The following is a 19,977-nucleotide window of genomic DNA, read 5'->3' on the forward strand; positions in this document are numbered from 1 at the left end:
CGGCCGCCGGGCGGCCGCGCCCGCTCAGCCCTCCTCGCCCTCCAGGTCCCCCTCGGTCTCCAGGAACGCGGCCTGCAACTGCTCGATCAGCGCCGGGTCCGGCCGCTCCCACAGCCCGCGGCTCGCCGCCTCCAGCAGCCGCTCGCTGATGCCGTGCAGCGCCCACGGATTGGCGCCGGCCAGGAACTCCCGGTTGACCGGGTCGAGGACGTACTCCTCGGTCAGCTTCTCGTACATCCAGTCCGCGACCACGCCCGTGGTGGCGTCGTAGCCGAACAGGTAGTCGACGGTCGCGGCCATCTCGAAGGCGCCCTTGTAGCCGTGGCGGCGCATCGCCTCGATCCAGCGCGGGTTGACCACCCGGGCGCGGAAGACGCGGGCGGCCTCCTCGGTGAGCGTCCGGGTGCGGACCGTCTCCGGGCGGGTCGAGTCGCCGATGTAGGCGGTCGGCGCCTTGCCGGTGAGGGCGCGGACCGTGGCCACCATGCCGCCGTGGTACTGGAAGTAGTCGTCCGAGTCGGCGATGTCGTGCTCGCGGGTGTCGGTGTTCTTCGCCGCGACGGTGATCCGCCGGTACGCGGTCTCCATCTCCTCGCGGGCCGGGCGGCCGTCCAGCCCCCGGCCGTACGCGTAGCCGCCCCAGACCGTGTACACCTCGGCCAGGTCGGCGTCGGTGCGCCAGTCCCGGCTGTCGATCAGCTGGAGCAGGCCCGCGCCGTAGGTGCCCGGGCGGGAGCCGAAGACGCGGACGGTGGCCTTGCGCTCGTCGCCGTGCACCGCGAGGTCCGCCTGCACGTGGGCCCGGACGAAGTTGTCCGCGTCGGCCTCCTCCTGGGCGGCGGCCAGGCGCACCGCGTCGTCCAGCAGGGCGACGACGTGCGGGAAGGCGTCCCGGAAGAAGCCGGAGATGCGCAGCGTCACGTCGATGCGCGGCCGGCCCAGTTCGTCCAGCGGGATCGGCTCCAGGCCGGTGACCCGGCGGGAGGCGTCGTCCCAGACCGGACGGACCCCGAGCAGCGCGAAGGCCTCGGCGATGTCGTCGCCGGCGGTGCGCATCGCGCTGGTGCCCCACAGCGACAGGCCGACCGAGGGCGGGTAGGCGCCGTCGTTGTCGGCCCGGTAACGGTCGATCAGGGAGGCGGCGAGCGCCTGGCCGGTCTCCCAGGCGAGCTTGCTGGGGACGGCCTTCGGGTCGACGGAGTAGAAGTTGCGGCCGGTCGGCAGCACGTTGACCAGGCCGCGCAGCGGAGAGCCGGACGGACCGGCCGGGACGAAACCGCCCTGGAGCGCGTGCAGCACGGCGTCCAGCTCGTCCGTGGTGGCGGCCAGCCGCGGCACCACCTGGGTGGCGGCGAAGGCCAGCACCTGGTGGACGGCCTCCGGCAGCCCGGCGGCGACCTTCTCGACGGCTTCGGGCGCCCAGTCCTCGGCCTCCATCGCCTCGACCAGGGCGCGGGCCCTGGCCTCGGCCGCGTCGGTGGCGCCCAGGGTGAGGGCCGCCTCGTCCAGGCCGAGCGCCTCGCGCAGTCCGGGCAGCGCGCTGACGCCGCCCCAGATCTGCCGGGCGCGCAGGATGGCGAGCACGATGTTGACCCGGTCGGTGCCGGCCGGCGCCTGGCCGAGGACGTGCAGGCCGTCGCGGATCTGGGCGTCCTTGACCTCGCAGAGCCAGCCGTCGACGTGCAGCAGGAAGTCGTCGAAGCCGTCGTCCTCGGGCCGCTCGTCCAGACCGAGGTCGTGGTCCAGCTTGGCGGCCTGGATCAGGGTCCAGATCTGGGCGCGGATCGCGGGCAGCTTGGCCGGGTCCATCGCGGCGATGTTGGAGTGCTCGTCGAGCAGTTGCTCCAGGCGGGCGATGTCGCCGTAGGAGTCGGCGCGGGCCATCGGCGGCACCAGGTGGTCGACCAGGGTGGCGTGGGCGCGGCGCTTGGCCTGCGTGCCCTCGCCCGGGTCGTTGACCAGGAAGGGGTAGATCAGCGGCAGGTCGCCGAGGACGGCGTCCGGGCCGCACTCGGCGGACAGCGCGGCGGTCTTGCCGGGCAGCCACTCCAGGTTCCCGTGCTTGCCGAGGTGGATGACGGCGTGGGCCCCGAAGCCGCCGTCCTCCTGCGCGGCCTCGATCCAGCGGTAGGCGGCCAGGTAGTGGTGGCTCGGCGGCAGGTCGGGGTCGTGGTAGATGGCGACGGGGTTCTCGCCGAAGCCGCGCGGCGGCTGGATCAGCACCAGCAGGTTGCCGGAGCGGATCGCGGCGAGCACGATGTCGCCGTCCGGGTTCTGCGAACGGTCGACGTACAGCTCGCCGGGGGCCGGGCCCCAGTGCTCCTCCACCTGCTCGCGCAGGGCCTGCGGGAGCTCCGCGTACCAGCGGCGGTAGTCGGCGGCGGGGATGCGCACCGGGTTGCGGGCCAGCTGCTCCTCGGTCAGCCAGTCCTGGTCGTAGCCGCCGGCGGCGATCAGGGCGTGGATCAGCGCGTCGCCCTCGTGGCCGTCGTCGGTGCTCCCGTCCAGACCGGGCAGGTCCGAACCCAGGTCCATGCCCTCCGCGCGCAGCCGCTCCAGCAGCCGCACCGCGCTGGCCGGGGTGTCCAGGCCGACGGCGTTGCCGACCCGGGCGTGCTTGGTCGGGTAGGCGGACAGCACCAGGGCGAGGCGGCGTTCGGCGGCCGGGGTGTGGCGCAGCCGGGCGTGCTTGACGGCCGTCCCGGCGACGCGGGCGGCGCGCTCCGGGTCGGCGGCGTAGACGGTCAGGCCGTCCTCGTCCAGCTCCTTGAAGGAGAACGGGACGCTGATCAGGCGGCCGTCGAACTCCGGCACCGCGATCTGGGTGGCGGTGTCCAGCGGGGAGAGGCCGTCGTCGCTGGCCTCCCACTGGGCGCGCGACCAGGTCAGGCAGAGCGCCTGGAGGATCGGGCGGTCCAGTGCGGCCAGTGCGCCGGCGTCCCAGGCCTCCTCGTCGCCGCCGGCCTGGGCGTCCGCCGGGCGGGTGCCGCCGGCCGCCAGCACGGTGGTCACGATCGCGTCGGCCTCGCCGAGCGCGGCCAGCAGCTCGGGCTCGGCGCCGCGCAGCGAGGCGCAGTAGTAGGCCCGGGCCCGGGCGCCCTGGTCCTCGATGGCCCGGCAGAGGACCTCCACGAAGGCGGTGTTGCCGCTCATGTGGTGGGCGCGGTAGTAGAGCACCGCGACGGTCGGGCCCTCGGTCGTACGGGCTTCGCGCTCCAGCGGCCCCCAGGCCGGGGCGGACGCGGGCGGGGCGAAGCCGTGGCCGGTCAGCAGCACGGTGTCGGAGAGGAAGGCGCCCAGCTCGGCCAGGTTGGCCGCGCCGCCGTGGGCGAGGTAGGCGTGGGCCTCGGCGGCGATGCCGGCCGGGACGGTGGACAGCTCCATCAGCTGGGCGTCGGGGGCCTGTTCACCGGTCAGCACGACCACCGGGCGGGGGCCGGCCAGCAGCGCGTCCAGCCCCTCCTGCCAGGCGCGTCGGCCGCCGAGCAGGCGGACCACCACGAGCTCGGTGCCCTCCAGCAGCGCGGGCAGGTCCTCGGGGGACAGCCGGGCCGGGTTGCCGAGCCGGTAGGGAACGGGGCCGGCCGATGCGCGGGCGCTGAGCAGGTCGGTGTCGGACGTCGACAGCAGCAGGATCATGCGAAGGCCCTCCCGGCCTCTTCGGTGGCCAGGGTGGCCGTGGTGGCCAGGGTGGCCGCGGTGGTGGCCGGGGACACGGGTGCGGGCATGCGACAGCGCGGGTGCATTTCTGCCTTCCTCGGGGTCCGCGCCCCGGGCCGGTGGAGGACGGCGGGAGTTCCTGGCTCCCGCGGCCGACCGGTTCCCCGGTGAGCCGCGGTCACAGTGGCGGGACCGCACCGGGCTTGCACCGGTTTCCTCCCCTGCGCCGTCGCTGGCGTGCGGACGGTCCGCTGGGGACCGCCCGCCAGCATCGTACGGGGTGCGGCTGACCTGGGGGAGGGCGAGTTGCGCCACGTCCGGTGCGCCGCGGTGTACGCCCGGTGCGGCGCCGCGTGCGGACGGGGCGGACGCGGCGGCGGTGAACGGCTCGGCCCGTAAGCCGGGGACCGCCCGGCGCGCGGGCGGGTGCGGAGGCGGGTGCGAGCCGGTCGGCGGACGGGGCGCGGCCGCCCGGCAGGGAGGGGCGCGGGGGACCGGCGCGCAGGTGGGCGCGGGGCCGGGGTGCGAGCCGGGAGTGCCCCCGGGCGACGCCGGATGTGACGCAGCGGACGGAGGCAACCGATCGGATCATCTGTATGCTCGCCGCCATGCCACCGACACCCGACGCCACCGCGCCGGGCGCCGCCGCGCCCGACCGGGGGCGCGCGGACGCCTGTCCCGGGGCGCTTCGTCTGCACACGGCCGACGACGGCGCCCTGGCCCGGGTCCGCCTGCCCGGCGGTTCGCTGACGGTCCGTCAGGCGCTGGCCCTGGCCGAGGCGGCCGAGGCCCTGGGCGACGGGGAGTTGGAGACCACCTCGCGCGGCAACGTCCAACTCCGCGGCCTGCCCGCGGACTGCGGCGCCGACCTCGCCGAGCGGCTGCGCGCCGTCGGCCTGCTGCCCTCCGACACCCATGAGCGGGTCCGCAACATCGTCGCCTCGCCGCTGGCAGGGCTGGCCGGTCCGCCGGGCACCTCGGCGGCCACCGCCCCGGGCCCGGACGTGCAGGCCTGGGCACGGGAGCTGGACGCGCGGCTGTGCGCGAGCGACTGGGCCGCCGGGCTCTCCGGCAAGTTCCTGTTCGCGCTGGACGACGGGCGGGGCGACGTCGCCGCGCTCGACGCCGATGTGACATTGATCGCAGCGTCGGGCGGGCCGGCGGTGCTGCGCCTCGGGCGCGCCGCCTCCGGACACCCGGTCGAGCCCGGGCAGGAGGTGACGGCCGTGCTGGACGCCGCCCGGGCCTTCCTGGACGCGCTGAGGGCGACCGGCCGCCAGGCCTGGCACCTGCGCGAGGTGCCCGAGCTGCTGCCGGCCGGCCCGGTGCCGCTGCCCGCCGTCACCGGTGCGCCGCCCGCGCTCGGCGCGCTGCCCGGCGCGCTGTCGGTGGGCATGCGCTTCGGGCGGGCGAGCGCCGAGCAGTGGCGCGCGCTGGCCGCCGCCTCGGCCGGCGAACTGCGGCTGACCCCGTGGCGCGGCGCGGTACTGCCCGGCGCCCCGGCGGACCGGCTGCCCGCACTCGAGGCCGCCGGCTTCCGCACCGTGCCGGGCTCGGCCTGGGAGCGGGCCACCGCCTGCACCGGGCTGCCGGGCTGCGCCAGGTCGCTGGCCGACGTCCGGGCGGACGCGGCCCGGGCCCTGGAGTCCGGGCCGGCCGGGCTGCCGGTGCACTGGTCCGGCTGTGAGCGGCGCTGCGGCCACCCGGCCGGGCGGTGGGTGGACGTGCTCGCCACCGGGCACGGCTACCGGGTGACGGTCAACGGGCCGGCGGCGTCCACGGGCTCTCCCGTGGACGTGAGGAACGAACAGATGGCCGAGGCGGTCGCCGAGGCCAGGAGGACCACGAAGTGATCGAGTACGAGAAGGACGGCGCGTCCATCTACCGCCAGTCCTTTGCCACCATCCGCGCGGAGGCCGACCTGGCCGCCCTCCCGGCGGACGTCTCCCAGGTCGCGGTGCGGATGATCCACGCCTGCGGGATGGTCGACCTGGTCGAGGACCTGGTGTACTCGCCCGGCGTGGTCGCCTCGGCGCGCGCGGCGCTGCACGCCGGTGCGCCCATCCTCTGCGACGTCAACATGGTCGCCAGCGGCATCACCCGCAAGCGGCTGCCCGCCGACAACGAGGTGATCTGCACCCTCACCGACCCGGTGGTGCCCGAACTCGCCCGGAAGACGGGCAACACCCGCAGCGCGGCGGCCATGGAACTGTGGCTGCCCCGGCTGGAGGGCGCGGTGGTCGCCGTCGGCAACGCGCCGACCTCGCTGTTCAGGCTGCTGGAGATGATCGAGGCGGGTGCGCCGCGCCCGGCCGCGGTGATCGGCGTGCCGGTCGGCTTCATCGGTGCCGCCGAGTCCAAGCAAGCCCTGGCCGAGCACCCGTCCGGCCTGGAGCACCTGGTGGTCCGCGGCCGGCGCGGCGGCAGTGCGATCGCCGCCGCGGCCGTCAACGCGATCGCGAGCGAGGAAGAGTGACGGAGCAGCAGAGCCCGGCCACCGGTCGGCTGTACGGCGTCGGCCTCGGCCCGGGGGACCCGTCCCTGGTGACCGTCCGCGCGGCCGAACTCATCGGCAAGGCCGACGTGGTGGCGTACCACAGCGCCCGGCACGGCCGTTCCATCGCGCGCTCGATCGCCGAACGCTACCTGACGGGCGGTCAGCTGGAGGAGAAGCTGGTCTACCCGCTGACCGTCGAGACCACCGACCACCCGGGCGGCTACCGGGGCGCGCTGGACGAGTTCTACGAGGAGGCCGCCGCCCGGCTGGCCGCCCACCTGGACGCCGGACGCGACGTGGTGGTCCTCGCCGAGGGCGACCCGCTGTTCTACGGCTCGTACCAGCACATGCACAAGCGGCTCGCGCACCGCTACCCGACCGAGGTGGTGCCCGGCGTGACCTCGGTCAGCGCGGCGGCGGCCCGGCTCGGACAGCCGCTGACCGAGGCCGAGGAGACGCTCACCGTCATCCCGGGCACCCTGCCCGAGGAGGAGCTGACGGCCCGGATCGCCTCCGCCGACTCCGCCGTGATCATGAAGCTCGGTCGCACCTTCCCGACCGTCCGGCGGGCCCTGGAGCGGGCCGGACGGCTGGAGGACGCCCAGTACGTCGAGCGCGCCTTCATGGCGGGGGAGCGCATCGCCCCGCTCGCCGAGGTCGACGGCGACACCGTGCCCTACTTCTCGGTGGCGGTCCTGCCCAGCAAGGTGGCGCCGCTGGAGCCCGCCGTCCGGGTGGCGGACGGCACGGGCAGCGTGACCGTGGTCGGAACGGGGCCGGCCGGGCCGCTCTGGCTCACCCCGGAGGCGCGCGGCGCCCTGGCCGAGGCCACCGACCTGGTCGGCTACACCACCTACCTGGCCCGGGTGCCGGAGCGGCCGGGGCAGCGGCGGCACGGCTCGGACAACAAGGTCGAGTCGGAGCGCGCCGAGTACGCCCTGGAGCTCGCCCGGCGCGGGCGCCGGGTCGCGGTGGTCTCCTCGGGGGACCCGGGCGTCTTCGCGATGGCCACCGCGGTGCTGGAGGTGGCCTGCGAGGAGGCCTACCGGGACGTGCCGGTGCGGGTGCTCCCCGGGGTGACCGCCGCGCACGCGGCCGCCTCCCGGGCCGGGGCCCCGCTGGGGCACGACTACGCGACGGTGTCGCTGTCGGACCGGCTCAAGCCCTGGGACGTGGTGGCCGGGCGGCTGCGCGCCGCCGCCGAGGCGGACCTGGTGCTCGCGCTCTACAACCCGGGCTCGCAGTCCCGCACCACCCAGGTCGGCCTGGCCCGGGACCTGCTGCTGGAGTACCGCGCGCCGGAGACGCCGGTGGTGATGGCGCGTGACGTCGGCGGCCCGACCGAGCGGATCCGGATCGTCCGGCTCGGCGAGCTGGACCCGGCGCTGGTCGACATGCGGACGATCCTGCTGATCGGCTCCTCGCAGACCCGGGCGGTCGAGCGGGGCGGCGGCGTCGAGGTCGTCTGGACGCCGCGGCGCTACCCGGAGGTCTGACGGCAGGCCGCCGGCAGGTGCCGGGCGGCGGCGGACGGATTCGACATCCGTCCGCCGCCGCCCGCGACCCGCCGGTCATCGCCCGCGGGTCGTCGGGCCGCCGTCGTCAGGCTGCCGTCGTCACCGAGTCGGCTTGGTGATCAGCAGCTCGGTGTTGTGGTCCTCCCCGGCGCCCAGCAGGGCCGAGACCCTTCCGTTCGGGTCGTTGTACGACAGCTCGCGGTACAGCGCCGCCAGATTGGCGTCCGAGGTGCTGCCGAAGTCCGTCGCGTACGGCGCCGAGGACTCGATCAGCGTGGTGAACAGGGAGAGCGTGCCGTCGCCGTTGTCCGCGACCTCGATGATGCGCCCGTGCTGCGGGTAGTCGATGTGCGAGGCGGTGTTGATCTCCCAGAACGCCCGCTCCGGCACCGGGTGGCCGTGCGCGGTGATCCTGTTCATGTGGGTGTGCCCGTTCACCCACGCGACCACGTTCGGGTAGCGCTGCAGCAGGGCGACCAGCTCGTTGCCGTCGTGCCGCTTCTCGAAGACGTTGCGCGGGTCCGGCAGCAGGTTGCCCATCGTGCCGCTGGTGTGGTGGCTGAAGACCAGGATCAGGTCATCCGTGTCGCCGCCCGTCACCCGGTTCCCACCGGTGTCGTACCAGTGTCCGCTGTGCGCCTTCAACTGCTGCTCCAGCCAGCGCAGTTGCGCGGTGCCCAGGGAGCCGTCGGCGAATCCGGCCTGGTTGGTGGTGTCCAGGCTGATGCCGACGACCTTCTCCGAGATCCGGAAGGCGTAGTAGAGCTTGCCGCTGCCCACCATGTCCGAGGTGAAGCCGTGCCCGTACGGACCCGCGCCGGTGACGGCCGGGTCGAGGTGGGCCTTGGCGAACTCCTTGAGGGTGAACGGGTGCCGGCGTTCGTCCGGGGTGACCCGGCGCACCGCCTCGCCGTCGGAGAGCAGCTTGGCGAGCAGCAGGACGGCGCCCGCCGGGTCCCGGCGCAGCGAGTCCATCAGCTGGGCCGCGGTCGCGTCGTCGCACCCCTCGAGCTTCAACCCGCCGGTGTAGAGCTCGTTCAGCAGCCCGAAGTCGGGCAGCGAGCCCTCGATGCTGTCGTCGTGGTTGCCGACCGTGGTGTACCACGGGGTGCGCAGGCCGGGCGCGTCGAAGGGGCGGCCGGCGGCGGAGAGGAAGCCGGGGATCTGCGGGAAGCCCTTCGCCTTGTACGCGTCGCCGTAGGCGAGTTCGGGGTTCCAGTAGGCCTGGTTGCCGGAGTTCTGCACACCCTCGTAGCGGTTCGGGTCGCCGGTGTTCTGGGCCAGCCGTCCGCCGCCCATGACCGTGAGGTACCAGTCGAGTTCGGCCCGCTCGTGGTTGTCGGTGTTGTCACCGGTGGCCATCACCATGCTGAACGGCATCCCGGTGTAGGGGCCGCCGTCCAGCGAGTTGACCCGCTCGACGAGGGCCGAGACGCCGCGGGCGTTCAGGACCTCCTGCGGCCGGTGGGCGCTGTCGTTGTACCTGGCCAGGTACTCGAAGCGCACCGGGGACTCGGTGTCCACCAGGTGGAGGTCGCTGAACTGGACGAAGCTGGCCAGTCCGGTGCGGCGGTCGTCGCGCCCCGCGCCCGGCGCCGCGAGGTCCCCGCGCACCACGAGCGGCCAGCCCGGCCCGGCCGTCAGCCGCTTGTAGGAGGCGGTGCCGACCGGTGCGGCCACCTGCTCCAGGGTGGTGCCGGTGACGCTGACGGCCCGCCGGGCCGTGGTCGCCAGCGCCCGCTCGCGCGCCGCGGCCGAGGCAGACCCGGCGCCGCCCAGCGACAGGGCCGACCACGCGGCGGCCACGGACGTACCCGTGAGGAACGTACGACGTCTCATCCCTGCCACAAAAACCCCCACATGCTGACGGTCCGGCCGGGCGATCTGCCCGTACGGCCGGACCTGAGTGTCATGAACCCGCCTCTGGCGGAGCGACAGATTACCGACGAGTAGGCGGGGGATGTCAGACCCGTGCGGAGAACTCTTCGGTAACACCCGGCGGCGCCTTCGCCGCGGTTCGGACGGTCCGGCCGCCACCCCGGCCGCCACCTGGGCCACAGCCCCGGCCGCGGCCCGTCCGGTGCCCGGTCGTGCCCGGGCCGCCCCCGGTCGGGGCACAGCCGGACGGATGGGGGAAAATCGGCGGCGACGGGTCGAGTCCGCCCGTCGAAGGAGGCGGGACGGCGTACGGTGCGCGGTCCGAGCCCTGAGGGTCGGGTGCACGGGCGCTCGGGCGTTCGCAGGTCCGGAACGCGCGGAACCGCGGACGCGGACGGCCTGGACGTTCGGAAGCGAGGCGGAGGTGGCCGCAGTGGGAGCCGAGGCGGGAGGCCGGGCCGGGCAGCTGAGGAGCAGCGGCCTGCGGCACGGCTGGACGACGGGCGCCTGCGCCACCGCCGCCGCCAAGGCCGCCTACACCGCGCTGCTCACGGGCGGGTTCCCGGACCCGGTGACGATCACCCTGCCCAAGGGGCAGCGGCCCGCCTTCGCGCTCGCCGTCGAGGAGCTGGTCCAGCGGGGGAGCGAGCCGGTCGGCGCCATGGCCGGGGTGGTGAAGGACGCCGGTGACGACCCGGACGTGACCCACGGCGCGCTGATCCGGGCGACGGTACGGGCCGCCGAGCCCGGCGCCGGGGTGGTGTTCCGGGCCGGCCCGGGGGTCGGGACGGTCACGAAGGCGGGGCTGCCGCTGCCGGTCGGCGAGCCGGCGATCAATCCGGTGCCCCGGCAGATGATCCGGGACGCCGTGGCCGAGGTGGCGGCGGTGTACGGCGGCAGCGGTGACGTGGTGGTCGAGGTCTCCGTCGACCACGGGGAGGAGATCGCCCGGTCGACCTGGAACCCGCGGCTGGGCATCCTCGGCGGCCTCTCCATCCTCGGCACCACCGGGATCGTCGTCCCCTACTCCTGCTCCGCCTGGATCGACTCGATCCGCCGCGGCGTGGACGTGGCCCGGGCCGCCGGGCGCACCCACGTCGCCGGCTGCACCGGTTCGACCTCGGAGAAGGTCGCGGTCGCGGTGCACGGCCTGCCGGAGGACGCGCTGCTCGACATGGGCGACTTCGCCGGCGCCGTCCTCAAGTACCTCAAGCGCCACCCGGTGCCCCGGCTGACCATCGCGGGCGGCTTCGCCAAACTGTCCAAGCTCGGCTACGGCCACCTCGACCTGCACTCGGCGCGCTCCCAGGTGGACAAGGGATACCTGGCCGAACTGGCCCGGCGCGGCGGGGCGGACGAGGCCCTGGTCGCGGCGGTCGCGGCGGCCAACACCGGGCTGGAGGCGGTGCAACTGTGCCGGGCGGCCGGGGTGCCGCTCGGGGACCTCGTCGCCGAGGCGGCCCGGGCGACCGCGCTCCAGGTGCTGCGGGGCTCGCCGGTGGCGGTGGACGTCATCTGCATCGACCGCGCGGGCACCATCGTCGGCCGGGCGGAACCGCTCGGGCCCTGAACGGCGTCGACCCGGGTGCGCGGCTCGTGCGGCCAAGTTGTGTACGGTTGACCCACCCATACCGCGTGGTGATGTGAAGATCTGACGACCATACGGGGTGAGAATCGGACAAAAGTGGCGCCACGCCCGCCCTTGATTCCATTGCGATCTCAACCATGAGATATGGTCTGGCGGGTGACAGGCGACTACCTCACCCGTATCGGCACCCTCATCCGTACCGCGCGCCAGCACCGCGGCTGGTCCCAGGCGCAGCTCGGAGAGGCACTCGGAACCAGCCAGAGCGCGGTCAACCGCATCGAGCAGGGCAAGCAGAACGTCAGCCTTGAGATGATCGCCCGCATCGGGGAAGCCCTCGACAGCGAGATCGTCTCCCTCGGCTACTCCGGCCCGATGCACCTGCGCGTCGCCGGCGGCACCAGGCTCTCCGGCGCGATCGACGTCCGCAGCAGCAAGAACGCCTGCGTGGCGATCCTCTGCGCCTCGCTGCTCACCACCGGGCGCACCACGATCCGCAGCGTCGCCCGGATCGAGGAGGTCTACCGCATCCTCGAGGTGCTCACCAGCATCGGCGTCAAGAGCCGCTGGATCAACGAGGGCCGCGACCTCGAGCTCACCCCGCCGGCCGAGCTCGACCTCGCCGCGATGGACGTCGAGGCCGCCCGCCGCACCCGCAGCGTGCTGATGTTCCTCGGTCCGCTGATGCACCGCGCCGAGCGCTTCGCCATCCCGTACGCGGGCGGCTGCGACCTCGGCACCCGCACCGTCCAGCCGCACCTGACCGCGCTGCGCCGCTTCGGCCTGGAGGTCGCCACCACCGGCGGCGCCTACCACGCGTCGGTCGAGCCCGGCGTCCCGCTGGACCGCCCGATCGTGCTGACCGAGCGCGGGGACACCGTCACCGAGAACGCCCTGCTGGCCGCCGCGCGGCACGACGGCGTCAGCGTCATCCGCAACGCCTCGCCGAACTACATGGTCCAGGACCTCTGCTTCTTCCTGGAGAAGCTGGGCGTCCGGATCGAGGGCATCGGCACCACCACCCTGACCGTCCACGGCGTCCCGGAGATCACCTGCGACGTCGACTACACCCCGGCCGAGGACCCGGTGGAGGCGATGAGCCTGCTCGCCGCGGCGGTGGTCACCGGCTCCGAGCTGACGATCCGCCGGGTGCCGATCGAGTTCCTGGAGATCGAGCTCGCGGTGCTGGAGGGCATGGGCCTCGACTACGACCGGACCCCCGAGTACCAGGCCCACAACGGCCACACCCGGCTGGTCGACCTCACCGTGCGGCCCTCCAAGCTGACGGCGCCGATCGACACCATCCACCCGATGCCGTTCCCCGGCATCAACATCGACAACGTGCCGTTCTTCGCGGCCATCGCCGCCGCCGCGCACGGCACCACGATGATCCACGACTGGGTCTACGACAACCGCGCGATCTACCTCACCGAGCTGACCCGGCTCGGTGCGGACGTCAAGCTCCTCGACCCGCACCGCGTCCTGGTCCAGGGCCCCACCCGCTGGCGCGCCGCCGAGATGATGTGCCCGCCCGCCCTGCGCCCGGCCGTGGTCATCCTGCTCGCCATGCTCGCCGCCCAGGGCACCTCCGTCCTGCGCAACGTCTACGTCATCAACCGCGGGTACGAGGACCTCGCCGAGCGCCTCAACTCGATCGGCGCCCAGATCGAGACCTTCCGCGACATCTGAGCCCCCGACCTCCCGTCACCCCGCTGACCGGTCTCACCCGCTGAGGCCGGTCAGCAGCACGGCGACGTCCAACCCGGTCTCCAGGTAGTCGACGAACACCGGGTTGTTCAGCGCCCACGGCGAACGCCGCTCCCGGACCAACCGGATCGCCTCGTCCGTCCCGTACCCGACCTCGACCAGCGCCTGCGAGACCACCAGCCCGGAGCGGTTGTACCCGGAGTGGCAGCGCACCAGCGTCCGGCGCCCCTGACGGACGGCGGTCGCGGTGTACCGGGCCGCCTCCTGGACGGCGAGCAGCTGGCCGGGGGAGAGCGGGTCGTCGGGCACCTCGCGCACCAGGTGCTCCACCCCTTCCCCCGGGCCGTGCCCGGGGAGCGTGAACAGGCTGACCACCAGGTCGAACTCGCCCGCCACGACCGCGGGTTCGAGGTCACCGCCGGGCGGGGTGCAGTAGTGGCCGCCCATCCACAGACCGGGGACGATCTCGTTCCACGGCTCGGACGGCCCCGGGGTGCCGCGTTCCTTCCGGCGGGTCCGCATCCTGCTCCCTCCGAGCCCGGCCGCCACCCCGGCGCCCGGACCCGGCTGCGGCGCCTCACTCGCCGGTGGAGCCGTCGAGGTGCTCGCGCAGGAGGTCGGCGTGGCCGTTGTGGCGGGCGTACTCCTCGATCATGTGGGTGAGGATCCAGCGCAGCGAGAAGACCTCCTCGCCGTGGTGGCCCAGGACGTCCAACGACTCCGCGGCGGCGACGAGTTCCCTGGCGTGGTCGCACTCGCGGCGCCACACCGCGAAGGCCTCCTCCGGGTCCGCGGTCTCGACGTCGAACTCGGCGAAGGTGCCGTCGGGGTGCTTCCAGAAACCGGGGACGGCCTCGTCTCCGAGGACGTTGCGGAACCAACTGCGCTCCACCTCGGCCAGGTGGCGGACCAGGCCGAGCAGCGAGAGGCCGGAGGGCGCCAGCACGCGGGTGCGCAGTTGTCCGGTGGTGAGACCGGCGCACTTCATCGCGAGGGTGTCGCGCTGGTGGTCCAGGAAGCTCGCCAGGGTGGTGCGTTCGTCGGCGGTGCGCTGGGTCTCGCTGCGCCCGGTCCCGGTGCGCTGGTCATCGCTCATGGGGGCATCCTGCCGGGCCGCCGGGCGGGGCCGCCCGGCGGTTCCACGGGTTGGACTCAGCCCGGCCGCCCCGACTGCTCCAGCCAGCGCAGTGCGCCCTCGACGTCCGGTACGACCGGCACGCCGTCCGGCGCGGGCGGCCGCTGCACCACGATGACGGGCAGCCGCAGTCCGCGGGCGGCGGCGAGTTTGGGTGCCGTCGCGGCGCCGCCGCTGTCCTTGGTGACCAGGAGGTCGATGCCCCGGGCCCGCAGCAGCGCCTCCTCGCCCTCGAGGGTGAACGGGCCGCGGTCCAGCAGGACTTCGAACGACGGCGGCAGCGGCGGCTCGGGCGGGTCCACCGAGCGGGCGACGAAGTGGACTCCGTCGACGTGGGCGAAGGCGGCGACGCCCTGCCGGCCGATGGTGAGGAGGACCTGCTCCCCGCGCCGGGGCAGCAGTTCGGCCGCCGCGGCGAGCGAGGGCGCGGTGAGCCAGCGGTCACCGTCGACGGGCGCGAAGCCCGGGCGGCGCAGCACCAGCAGCGGCACGCCGGTGGCGGCGGCCGCGAGCGCGGCGTTGCCCGAGATGCGGGCGGCGAAGGGATGGGTGGCGTCGACGACGGCGTCCACCCCTTCGGCGCGCAGCCACGCGGCCAGTCCGTCCGGGCCGCCGAAGCCGCCGATCCGCACCTCCCCGGCGGGCAGCCGGGGGCGGGCGACCCGGCCGGCCAGCGAGCTGGTCACCCGCAGGCCGGCGCGGCCGTCGAGGGCGGCGGCGAGGGCCCGTCCCTCCGTCGTCCCGCCGAGGATCAGCAGGTGGCGCATCACGCCCCGCAGGGCTCGTGCGGGCGCTCGCGGTCCGCCGAGTAGAGGTGGCTGTCGCGGAACTGCTCGGCGGCGAGGGTGCGGCCGACGATGATGACGGCGGTGCGGACCACGCCCGCCGCCTTGACCTGCCCGGCGATGTCGGCGAGCGTGCCGCGCAGCACCAGTTCGTCGGGGCGGCTGGCCATCGCGACCACGGCGGTCGGGCAGTCCGCGCCGTAGTGGGGGAGCAGTTGCTCGACGACGTCGTCCACGTACCCGGCGGCCAGGTGCAGCACCAGCAGGGCGCCGCTGCGGCCCAGGGTGGCGAGGTCCTCGCCCGCCGGCATCGGGGTGGCGCGCTTGGCGATCCGGGTGAGGATCACGGTCTGCCCGACCGTCGGGACGGTCAGCTCGCGCTTGAGCGCGGCCGCGGCCGCGGCGAAGGCGGGCACGCCCGGGACGACCTCGTACGGGACGGCTGCCGCGTCCAGCCGGCGCATCTGCTCCGCGACGGCGGAGAAGACGGACGGGTCGCCGGAGTGCAACCGGGCCACGTCCTGGCCGGCCCGGTGCGCGGCGACCAACTCGGCGGTGATCTGGTCCAGGTTGAGCTGCGCGGTGTCGACCAGCCGGGCGCCGGGCGGGCACTCGTCCAGCAGCTCGCGCGGGACGAGGCTGCCGGCGTACAGGCAGACCTCGGCCCGGGCCAGGATGCGCTGGCCGCGGAGGGTGATCAGGTCGGCCGCACCCGGGCCGGCTCCGATGAAGTAGACGGTCACGAGGCGTCCTCCTGGGGGGTGTCGGGCTTGACGGCGGACCACTGGGTGACCGGCATGGCCTGCCGCCACCCGGTGAAGCCGCCCACCGGAACGGCGTGGGCGACGGCCAGCTTGACGAGTTCCCCGCCGTGGCGCCGGTACCACTCGGTGAGCAGCGCCTCGGACTCCAGCGTCACGGTGTTGGCGACCAGGCGGCCGCCGGGGCGCAGCGCGGCCCAGCAACCGTCTAGCAGGCCGGGCACGGTGAGGCCGCCGCCGATGAACACCACGTCGGGGTAGGGGAGTTCGGCGAGCGCGGCGGGGGCGGAGCCGGTCACCACCCGCAGCCGGGGCACGCCGAGCGCGGCGGCGTTGCGGGCGATGCGCCCGGCCCGGACGGGGTCGCGTTCGATGCTGACCGCCTGGCAGTCGCGGTGGGCGCGCAGCCATTCCACGGCGATCGAGCCGGATCCGCCCCCGACGTCCCAGAGCAGTTCGCCGGGGGAGGGGGCGAGGGTGGCGAGGGTGGCGGCCCGCACGTGCCGCTTGGTGAGCTGGCCGTCGCTCTCGTAGGCGGCGTCGGGCAGACCGGGCACGAGGGAGCTGCGGGGGCCTTCGCCGAGTTCGAGGGCGATGACGTTCAGCGGATCCCCGGCGGGGTGCGGCCAGCCGTCGGCGGGGCCGTCCAGTCGGCGCTCGGCGGGGGAGCCGAGCTGTTCCAGGACGTGCAGGCGGGCGCCGCCGTACCCGCGTTCGGTGAGCAGCGCGGCGACGGCGGCCGGAGTGGCGGCGTCGGCGCTGAGCACCAGCAGGCGGCGGCCCGGGTGGAGGGCGAGCGAGAGGGTGTCCAGCGGGCGGCCGACCAGGCTGATCACCTCGGTGGCCTCCAGCGCCCAGCCGAGCCGGGCGCAGGCGTAGGACACGGACGAGGGGTGGGGCAGCACGCGCAGCCGCTCGGCGCCGACGGTCTCGGCGAGGGTGCGGCCGATGCCGTAGAACATCGGGTCGCCGCTGGCCAGGACGGCGACGCGGCGCTCGGCGTGCGCGGCGAGCAGCCCGGGTACGGCCGGGCGCAGCGGCGACGGCCAGGGGACGCGTTCGGCGGTGACGGTGTCGCGGGGCAGCAGCTCCAGCTGCCGGGGGCCGCCGATGACCACCTGGGCGGCCTGCAGCTCGGCGCGGGAGGCGGCGGCGAGGCCGGCCCAGCCGTCGGCCCCGATCCCGACGACGGCGATCGGATGGGACAGCTCGGGCACCGGGTGGCTCCTCGTCGTTCGGCGGGCCGGCGGGCGGTGGATCCCACCAGCCGGGGCAGCCTACCTGGCGGTTCGCGGCCGCTCGGCGGCTCCCCCGGCCTTCACCGGTCCGCCCAGTCGCCCGGCCTTCACCGGTCCGGCCAGTCGCCCGGCCATCACCGGTCCGCCCAGTCCCCCGAGGGGATCAGGGCCGGCCGCTCCCGCAGCCGTGCCTCCGCGGCCGGTCCGGCGAGGTACACCCACGCGTCCCGCAGCTCGCCCGCCGCCGTCCGCACCGCCAGCCGCCGCCGCACGTACAGCCCCGTCCCGTCCGCCCGGCAGTCCTCCAGCCGGTCCAGCGCCGCGAGCGCCCCGGCGTACGCGCCCGCCCGTACGGTGATCAGCTCGCCCGTGATCCGCCGCCCGGGCGTCGGGTCGAGGAGCGCGTAGGGGAAGCCCGGGCCCGCGTGGAGGGCCGCGCCGACCAGCACCGCCGGGCGGATCTCTGCGCAGCGCCCGGCCAGGTGCACGGCGTGGTTGCGGCCGTCGCTGCGCAGCGTGCCGTACACGAAGAACGGCAGCGCCTGTTCGGCCGGCGGGGCCTCCTCGGGTTCGGACACGGGTTCGACCTCCTCGGGGCGGGAGGGCCCACGGTACGTCCTGCCGCCCGAACGGTGATACCCGGTGGCGCGGTGGGCGTCCGATGCGCTGTCATGGCGGTGTTCTGCCAGCAGCGTCCAAGGGGGACACCCATGACATCGCCCGCCTCCTCCCAACCGGCGACCACCTCCGGTGGCAGCCCGGACCCCGGCGACCGCGACGTCCGCGACGTCCCCCCGGCTTCTCCGGGCCCCACCCCCGCTCCGGACGCCGCCGGCCCGACGATCCCGACGGGTCCCGCCGACCTCGCCCGGCCCGCGGACGCCGCCGAGCCGGCCGCCCGCCTGGGCGGTGCGGTCTGGCTCGCGCTCGGCGTGGTCTACGTCGTCTGGGGCTCCACCTACCTGGGGATCCGGATCGCGGTGGAGACGATGCCGTCGTTCCTCTCCGCCGCGGCCCGCTTCCTCACGGCGGGCCTGGTGCTGGTCGGATACCTGCTGGTCCGCCAGGGCCCGGCCGCTCTGCGGGTGAGCGGTCGCCAGCTGGCCTCCGCCGCCCTGGTCGGCGTGCTGCTGCTGACCGGCGGCAACGGGCTGGTGGTGCTGGGCGAGACCTCCGTCCCCTCCGGACTGGCCGCCCTGCTGGTGGCCGCCGTCCCGCTCTGGATGGTGGTGTTGACGTCCTTCGGCGGCGAGCGCCCCGGGCGGGCCGAGATCGGCGGGGTGCTGCTGGGCCTGGTCGGCCTCGGGGTGCTGTCCGCTCCCGCGATCGGCGGGTCGGTCAAGCCGCTCGGCGTGGTCCTGGTCATCTGCGCGACCCTGACCTGGGCGGCGGGCTCGTTCGCCAGCAAGCGGATCCCCATGCCGGGCAACGTGCTCACGGCGAGCGCGTACCAGATGCTGGCCGGCGGCCTCTGCGATCTGCTGATCGGCCTGGTGCGCGGTGAGCAGCACGGGTTCGACCTCGCGGCCGTCTCCGGCCGCTCCTGGCTGGCCCTGGCCTACCTGGTGCTGTTCGGCTCGCTCCTCGCCTTCACCGCGTACGCCTGGCTGCTGCGGTCCGCCCCGCTCACCCTGGTGGCCACCTACGCCTACGTGAACCCGGTGGTGGCGGTGCTGCTGGGTTGGCTGATCCTGGCCGAGCCGCTGACCGGCCCGACCCTGGCGGGCGGGTCGATCGTGGTGGCCGGCGTCTGCCTGGTGGTGAGCGTCAGTCGGCGGCCGGGGCGTTCGGCGAAGGCGAAGCCGGCGTCCGCTCGTAGGTGAGGACGACGTTCCCGCGCTCGAAGACCCGGCTGTCGGTGAGCGTGAAGGCGCGCGGCTCGAAGCCCGCCCGGAACAGCGGGATGCCGGATCCGGCCACCACCGGGTACTGCTTGACGACCAGTTCGTCGATCTCGGGCAGGAGCTGACCGGCCAGGTCGGCGCCGCCGCAGAGCCAGATGCCGAGCCCGTCCTCCCGCTTGAGGCGACGGACGACGGCCAGCGGGTCCTCGGCGGTGACCTCCACGGCCGGGTCCGGGCTCGTCGCCAGCGTGCGGGAGAAGACGATCTGCCGCAGGTGGGCGTACGGGCTGGTGAGTCCGACGGCCAGCCCGACGTCGTAGCTGCCGCGGCCCTGGAGCACGGTGTCGAAGCGCTTGTTGGGCGCCTCCGCGATGCCGACTGCCGCGCGCCCGGGGGTGGCGATGGTCTCCGGGTACTCGGAGAACAGTGTCGGCGCGTAGTCCTCGGTCACGAACGGGGCGAAGAACTCGTAGCCGCCGTCCGGGGCGGCGATGAAACCGTCGATGGTGGCGCCGACGACGTAGCTGAGCTTGCGCATACAGGTCCTTGGGGTCGAGGGGTGGGGCGGTCGGGGCCCGGACTGGTAAGGCGTCCAGGTCGGCAACCACTATGAGCATAGTACTCCAGCCGTAGTGGTTGCCAGCCCTGCGGAATCCTCCGCGCTACGGGATCTCACGCGCTACGGGATCTCGCGCCCCACGGGGCCTCCCGGCAGCCCCACCGCCCCGAGGCCCCCTAAGGTGCGGGCGAGCGCAGGAGGGAGAATCGGCCCATGGTCCAGAACCCCGCCCGCCGCACCGCCCTCGCCGACGCCGCCATCGAGGTCCTCGCCCGGGAGGGTGCCCGGGGCCTCACCTTCCGCGCCGTCGACGTGCAGGCCGGCGTGCCCAACGGCACGGCCTCCAACTACTTCGCCAACCGGGACCAGCTGCTGCACCAGACCGCCCGGCACATCCACCAGCGGCTCACCCCCGACCCGGCGATCCTCGCCGAGCTGCTGCGCGCCCCCCGCGACCGCAATCTGGTCGCCGCCCTGATGCACGACCTCATCCGCCGCATCGCCGCCGACCGGGCCGGCTACCTCGCGATGCTCGAACTGCGCCTGGAAGCCACCCGCCGCCCCGAGCTGCGGGCCCAGCTCACCGGCACCGTCCGCGAGGAGCTGGAGGCCAACATCGCGTACCACCTCGGCGAGGGCCTGCCCGGCGACCGCCGTACCGTCGTCGTCCTCTACCTCGCCATGACCGGCCTGATCGTCGAACACCTCACCCTCCCCGAGGTGTTGGGCGCCGACGGGCTGCCCGCGCTGATCGACGCCGTCGTCGAGCGGATCGTGCCGGCCCTCTGAAGCCCGGCGCCCGTTCGGCGTC

16 protein-coding genes and 1 riboswitch are annotated in these 19,977 nt (G+C 74.7%); of the genes, 7 read left to right on the forward strand and 9 right to left on the reverse strand.

Annotated elements, in window-relative coordinates; genetic code table 11:
* Positions 1-24: 24 nt before the first annotated feature.
* Positions 25-3,639, reverse strand: coding sequence for a cobaltochelatase subunit CobN (gene cobN / locus ACGF07_RS21915; RefSeq protein WP_392901306.1), 3,615 nt, complete (start codon positions 3,637-3,639; stop codon positions 25-27).
* 154 nt (positions 3,640-3,793) lie between these two features.
* Positions 3,794-3,879, reverse strand: a riboswitch (cobalamin riboswitch).
* Between the two features lie 389 nt (positions 3,880-4,268).
* Between cobN and ACGF07_RS21920 the strand changes: the two genes are divergently transcribed.
* Genes ACGF07_RS21920 through ACGF07_RS21930 form a run of 3 tightly spaced genes read left to right on the forward strand, consistent with a single transcriptional unit; the run spans position 4,269 to position 7,653 of the window.
* On the forward strand, positions 4,269-5,513 hold the full coding sequence (locus ACGF07_RS21920; protein WP_392901308.1) for a cobalamin biosynthesis protein CobG: 1,245 nt from the start codon (positions 4,269-4,271) through the stop codon (positions 5,511-5,513).
* Complete coding sequence (locus tag ACGF07_RS21925; protein WP_392901310.1) at positions 5,510-6,136, forward strand: precorrin-8X methylmutase; 627 nt, start codon at positions 5,510-5,512, stop codon at positions 6,134-6,136. Before ACGF07_RS21920 ends, ACGF07_RS21925 begins: the two co-directional genes overlap by 4 nt.
* Entirely contained in the window at positions 6,133-7,653 is a 1,521-nt protein-coding gene (locus ACGF07_RS21930) for a precorrin-2 C(20)-methyltransferase (protein WP_392901312.1), read from the forward strand. Before ACGF07_RS21925 ends, ACGF07_RS21930 begins: the two co-directional genes overlap by 4 nt.
* 120 nt (positions 7,654-7,773) lie before the next feature.
* Here ACGF07_RS21930 and ACGF07_RS21935 read toward each other — a convergent pair whose 3' ends face one another.
* Entirely contained in the window at positions 7,774-9,513 is a 1,740-nt protein-coding gene (locus ACGF07_RS21935; RefSeq protein ID WP_392901314.1) for a TIGR03767 family metallophosphoesterase, read from the reverse strand.
* Between the two features lie 463 nt (positions 9,514-9,976).
* On the opposite strand from ACGF07_RS21935, the gene ACGF07_RS21940 reads away from it, so the two are divergent.
* Both ACGF07_RS21940 and ACGF07_RS21945 read left to right on the forward strand, forming a co-directional pair.
* Positions 9,977-11,122: a cobalt-precorrin-5B (C(1))-methyltransferase gene (locus tag ACGF07_RS21940; RefSeq protein ID WP_392901316.1), complete on the forward strand. Its 1,146-nt coding sequence runs from the start codon at positions 9,977-9,979 to the stop codon at positions 11,120-11,122.
* Between the two features lie 174 nt (positions 11,123-11,296).
* Entirely contained in the window at positions 11,297-12,826 is a 1,530-nt protein-coding gene (locus ACGF07_RS21945; RefSeq protein ID WP_350745512.1) for a UDP-N-acetylglucosamine 1-carboxyvinyltransferase, read from the forward strand.
* A gap of 33 nt (positions 12,827-12,859) precedes the next feature.
* Here ACGF07_RS21945 and ACGF07_RS21950 read toward each other — a convergent pair whose 3' ends face one another.
* The 6 genes from ACGF07_RS21950 to ACGF07_RS21975 form a co-directional block, all read right to left on the reverse strand.
* On the reverse strand, positions 12,860-13,366 hold the full coding sequence (locus tag ACGF07_RS21950) for a protein phosphatase (protein ID WP_392901318.1): 507 nt from the start codon (positions 13,364-13,366) through the stop codon (positions 12,860-12,862).
* Positions 13,367-13,421: 55 nt separating this feature from the next.
* On the reverse strand, positions 13,422-13,940 hold the full coding sequence (locus ACGF07_RS21955; protein WP_392901320.1) for a DinB family protein: 519 nt from the start codon (positions 13,938-13,940) through the stop codon (positions 13,422-13,424).
* A 56-nt stretch (positions 13,941-13,996) separates the two neighbouring features.
* Positions 13,997-14,746, reverse strand: a complete 750-nt coding sequence (locus ACGF07_RS21960; protein ID WP_392901414.1) for a cobalt-precorrin-6A reductase — start codon at positions 14,744-14,746, stop codon at positions 13,997-13,999.
* Positions 14,746-15,507, reverse strand: a complete 762-nt coding sequence (gene cobM, locus ACGF07_RS21965) for a precorrin-4 C(11)-methyltransferase (RefSeq protein ID WP_350745519.1) — start codon at positions 15,505-15,507, stop codon at positions 14,746-14,748. Before cobM ends, ACGF07_RS21960 begins: the two co-directional genes overlap by 1 nt.
* Positions 15,504-16,742, reverse strand: coding sequence for a precorrin-6y C5,15-methyltransferase (decarboxylating) subunit CbiE (gene cbiE / locus ACGF07_RS21970; protein ID WP_392901322.1), 1,239 nt, complete (start codon positions 16,740-16,742; stop codon positions 15,504-15,506). Before cbiE ends, cobM begins: the two co-directional genes overlap by 4 nt.
* 155 nt (positions 16,743-16,897) lie before the next feature.
* The gene (locus ACGF07_RS21975) at positions 16,898-17,341 is read right to left on the reverse strand and encodes a gamma-glutamylcyclotransferase family protein (protein ID WP_392901324.1); all 444 of its coding nucleotides are present in this window, start codon (positions 17,339-17,341) and stop codon (positions 16,898-16,900) included.
* A gap of 132 nt (positions 17,342-17,473) precedes the next feature.
* On the opposite strand from ACGF07_RS21975, the gene ACGF07_RS21980 reads away from it, so the two are divergent.
* Positions 17,474-18,586 carry an EamA family transporter gene (locus ACGF07_RS21980; protein WP_392901326.1) on the forward strand — a complete coding sequence of 371 codons (1,113 nt, stop codon included), beginning with the start codon at positions 17,474-17,476 and terminating at the stop codon, positions 18,584-18,586.
* On the opposite strand, the gene ACGF07_RS21985 is transcribed toward ACGF07_RS21980, so the two are convergent.
* The gene (locus tag ACGF07_RS21985; RefSeq protein WP_392901328.1) at positions 18,531-19,145 is read right to left on the reverse strand and encodes a dihydrofolate reductase family protein; all 615 of its coding nucleotides are present in this window, start codon (positions 19,143-19,145) and stop codon (positions 18,531-18,533) included. The genes ACGF07_RS21980 and ACGF07_RS21985 overlap by 56 nt on opposite strands.
* Before the next feature lie 234 nt (positions 19,146-19,379).
* Between ACGF07_RS21985 and ACGF07_RS21990 the strand changes: the two genes are divergently transcribed.
* On the forward strand, positions 19,380-19,955 hold the full coding sequence (locus ACGF07_RS21990) for a TetR/AcrR family transcriptional regulator (protein ID WP_392901329.1): 576 nt from the start codon (positions 19,380-19,382) through the stop codon (positions 19,953-19,955).
* Positions 19,956-19,977: the final 22 nt, after the last annotated feature.

This window comes from Kitasatospora sp. NPDC048194, assembly GCF_043202455.1.
Classification (GTDB): domain Bacteria; phylum Actinomycetota; class Actinomycetes; order Streptomycetales; family Streptomycetaceae; genus Kitasatospora.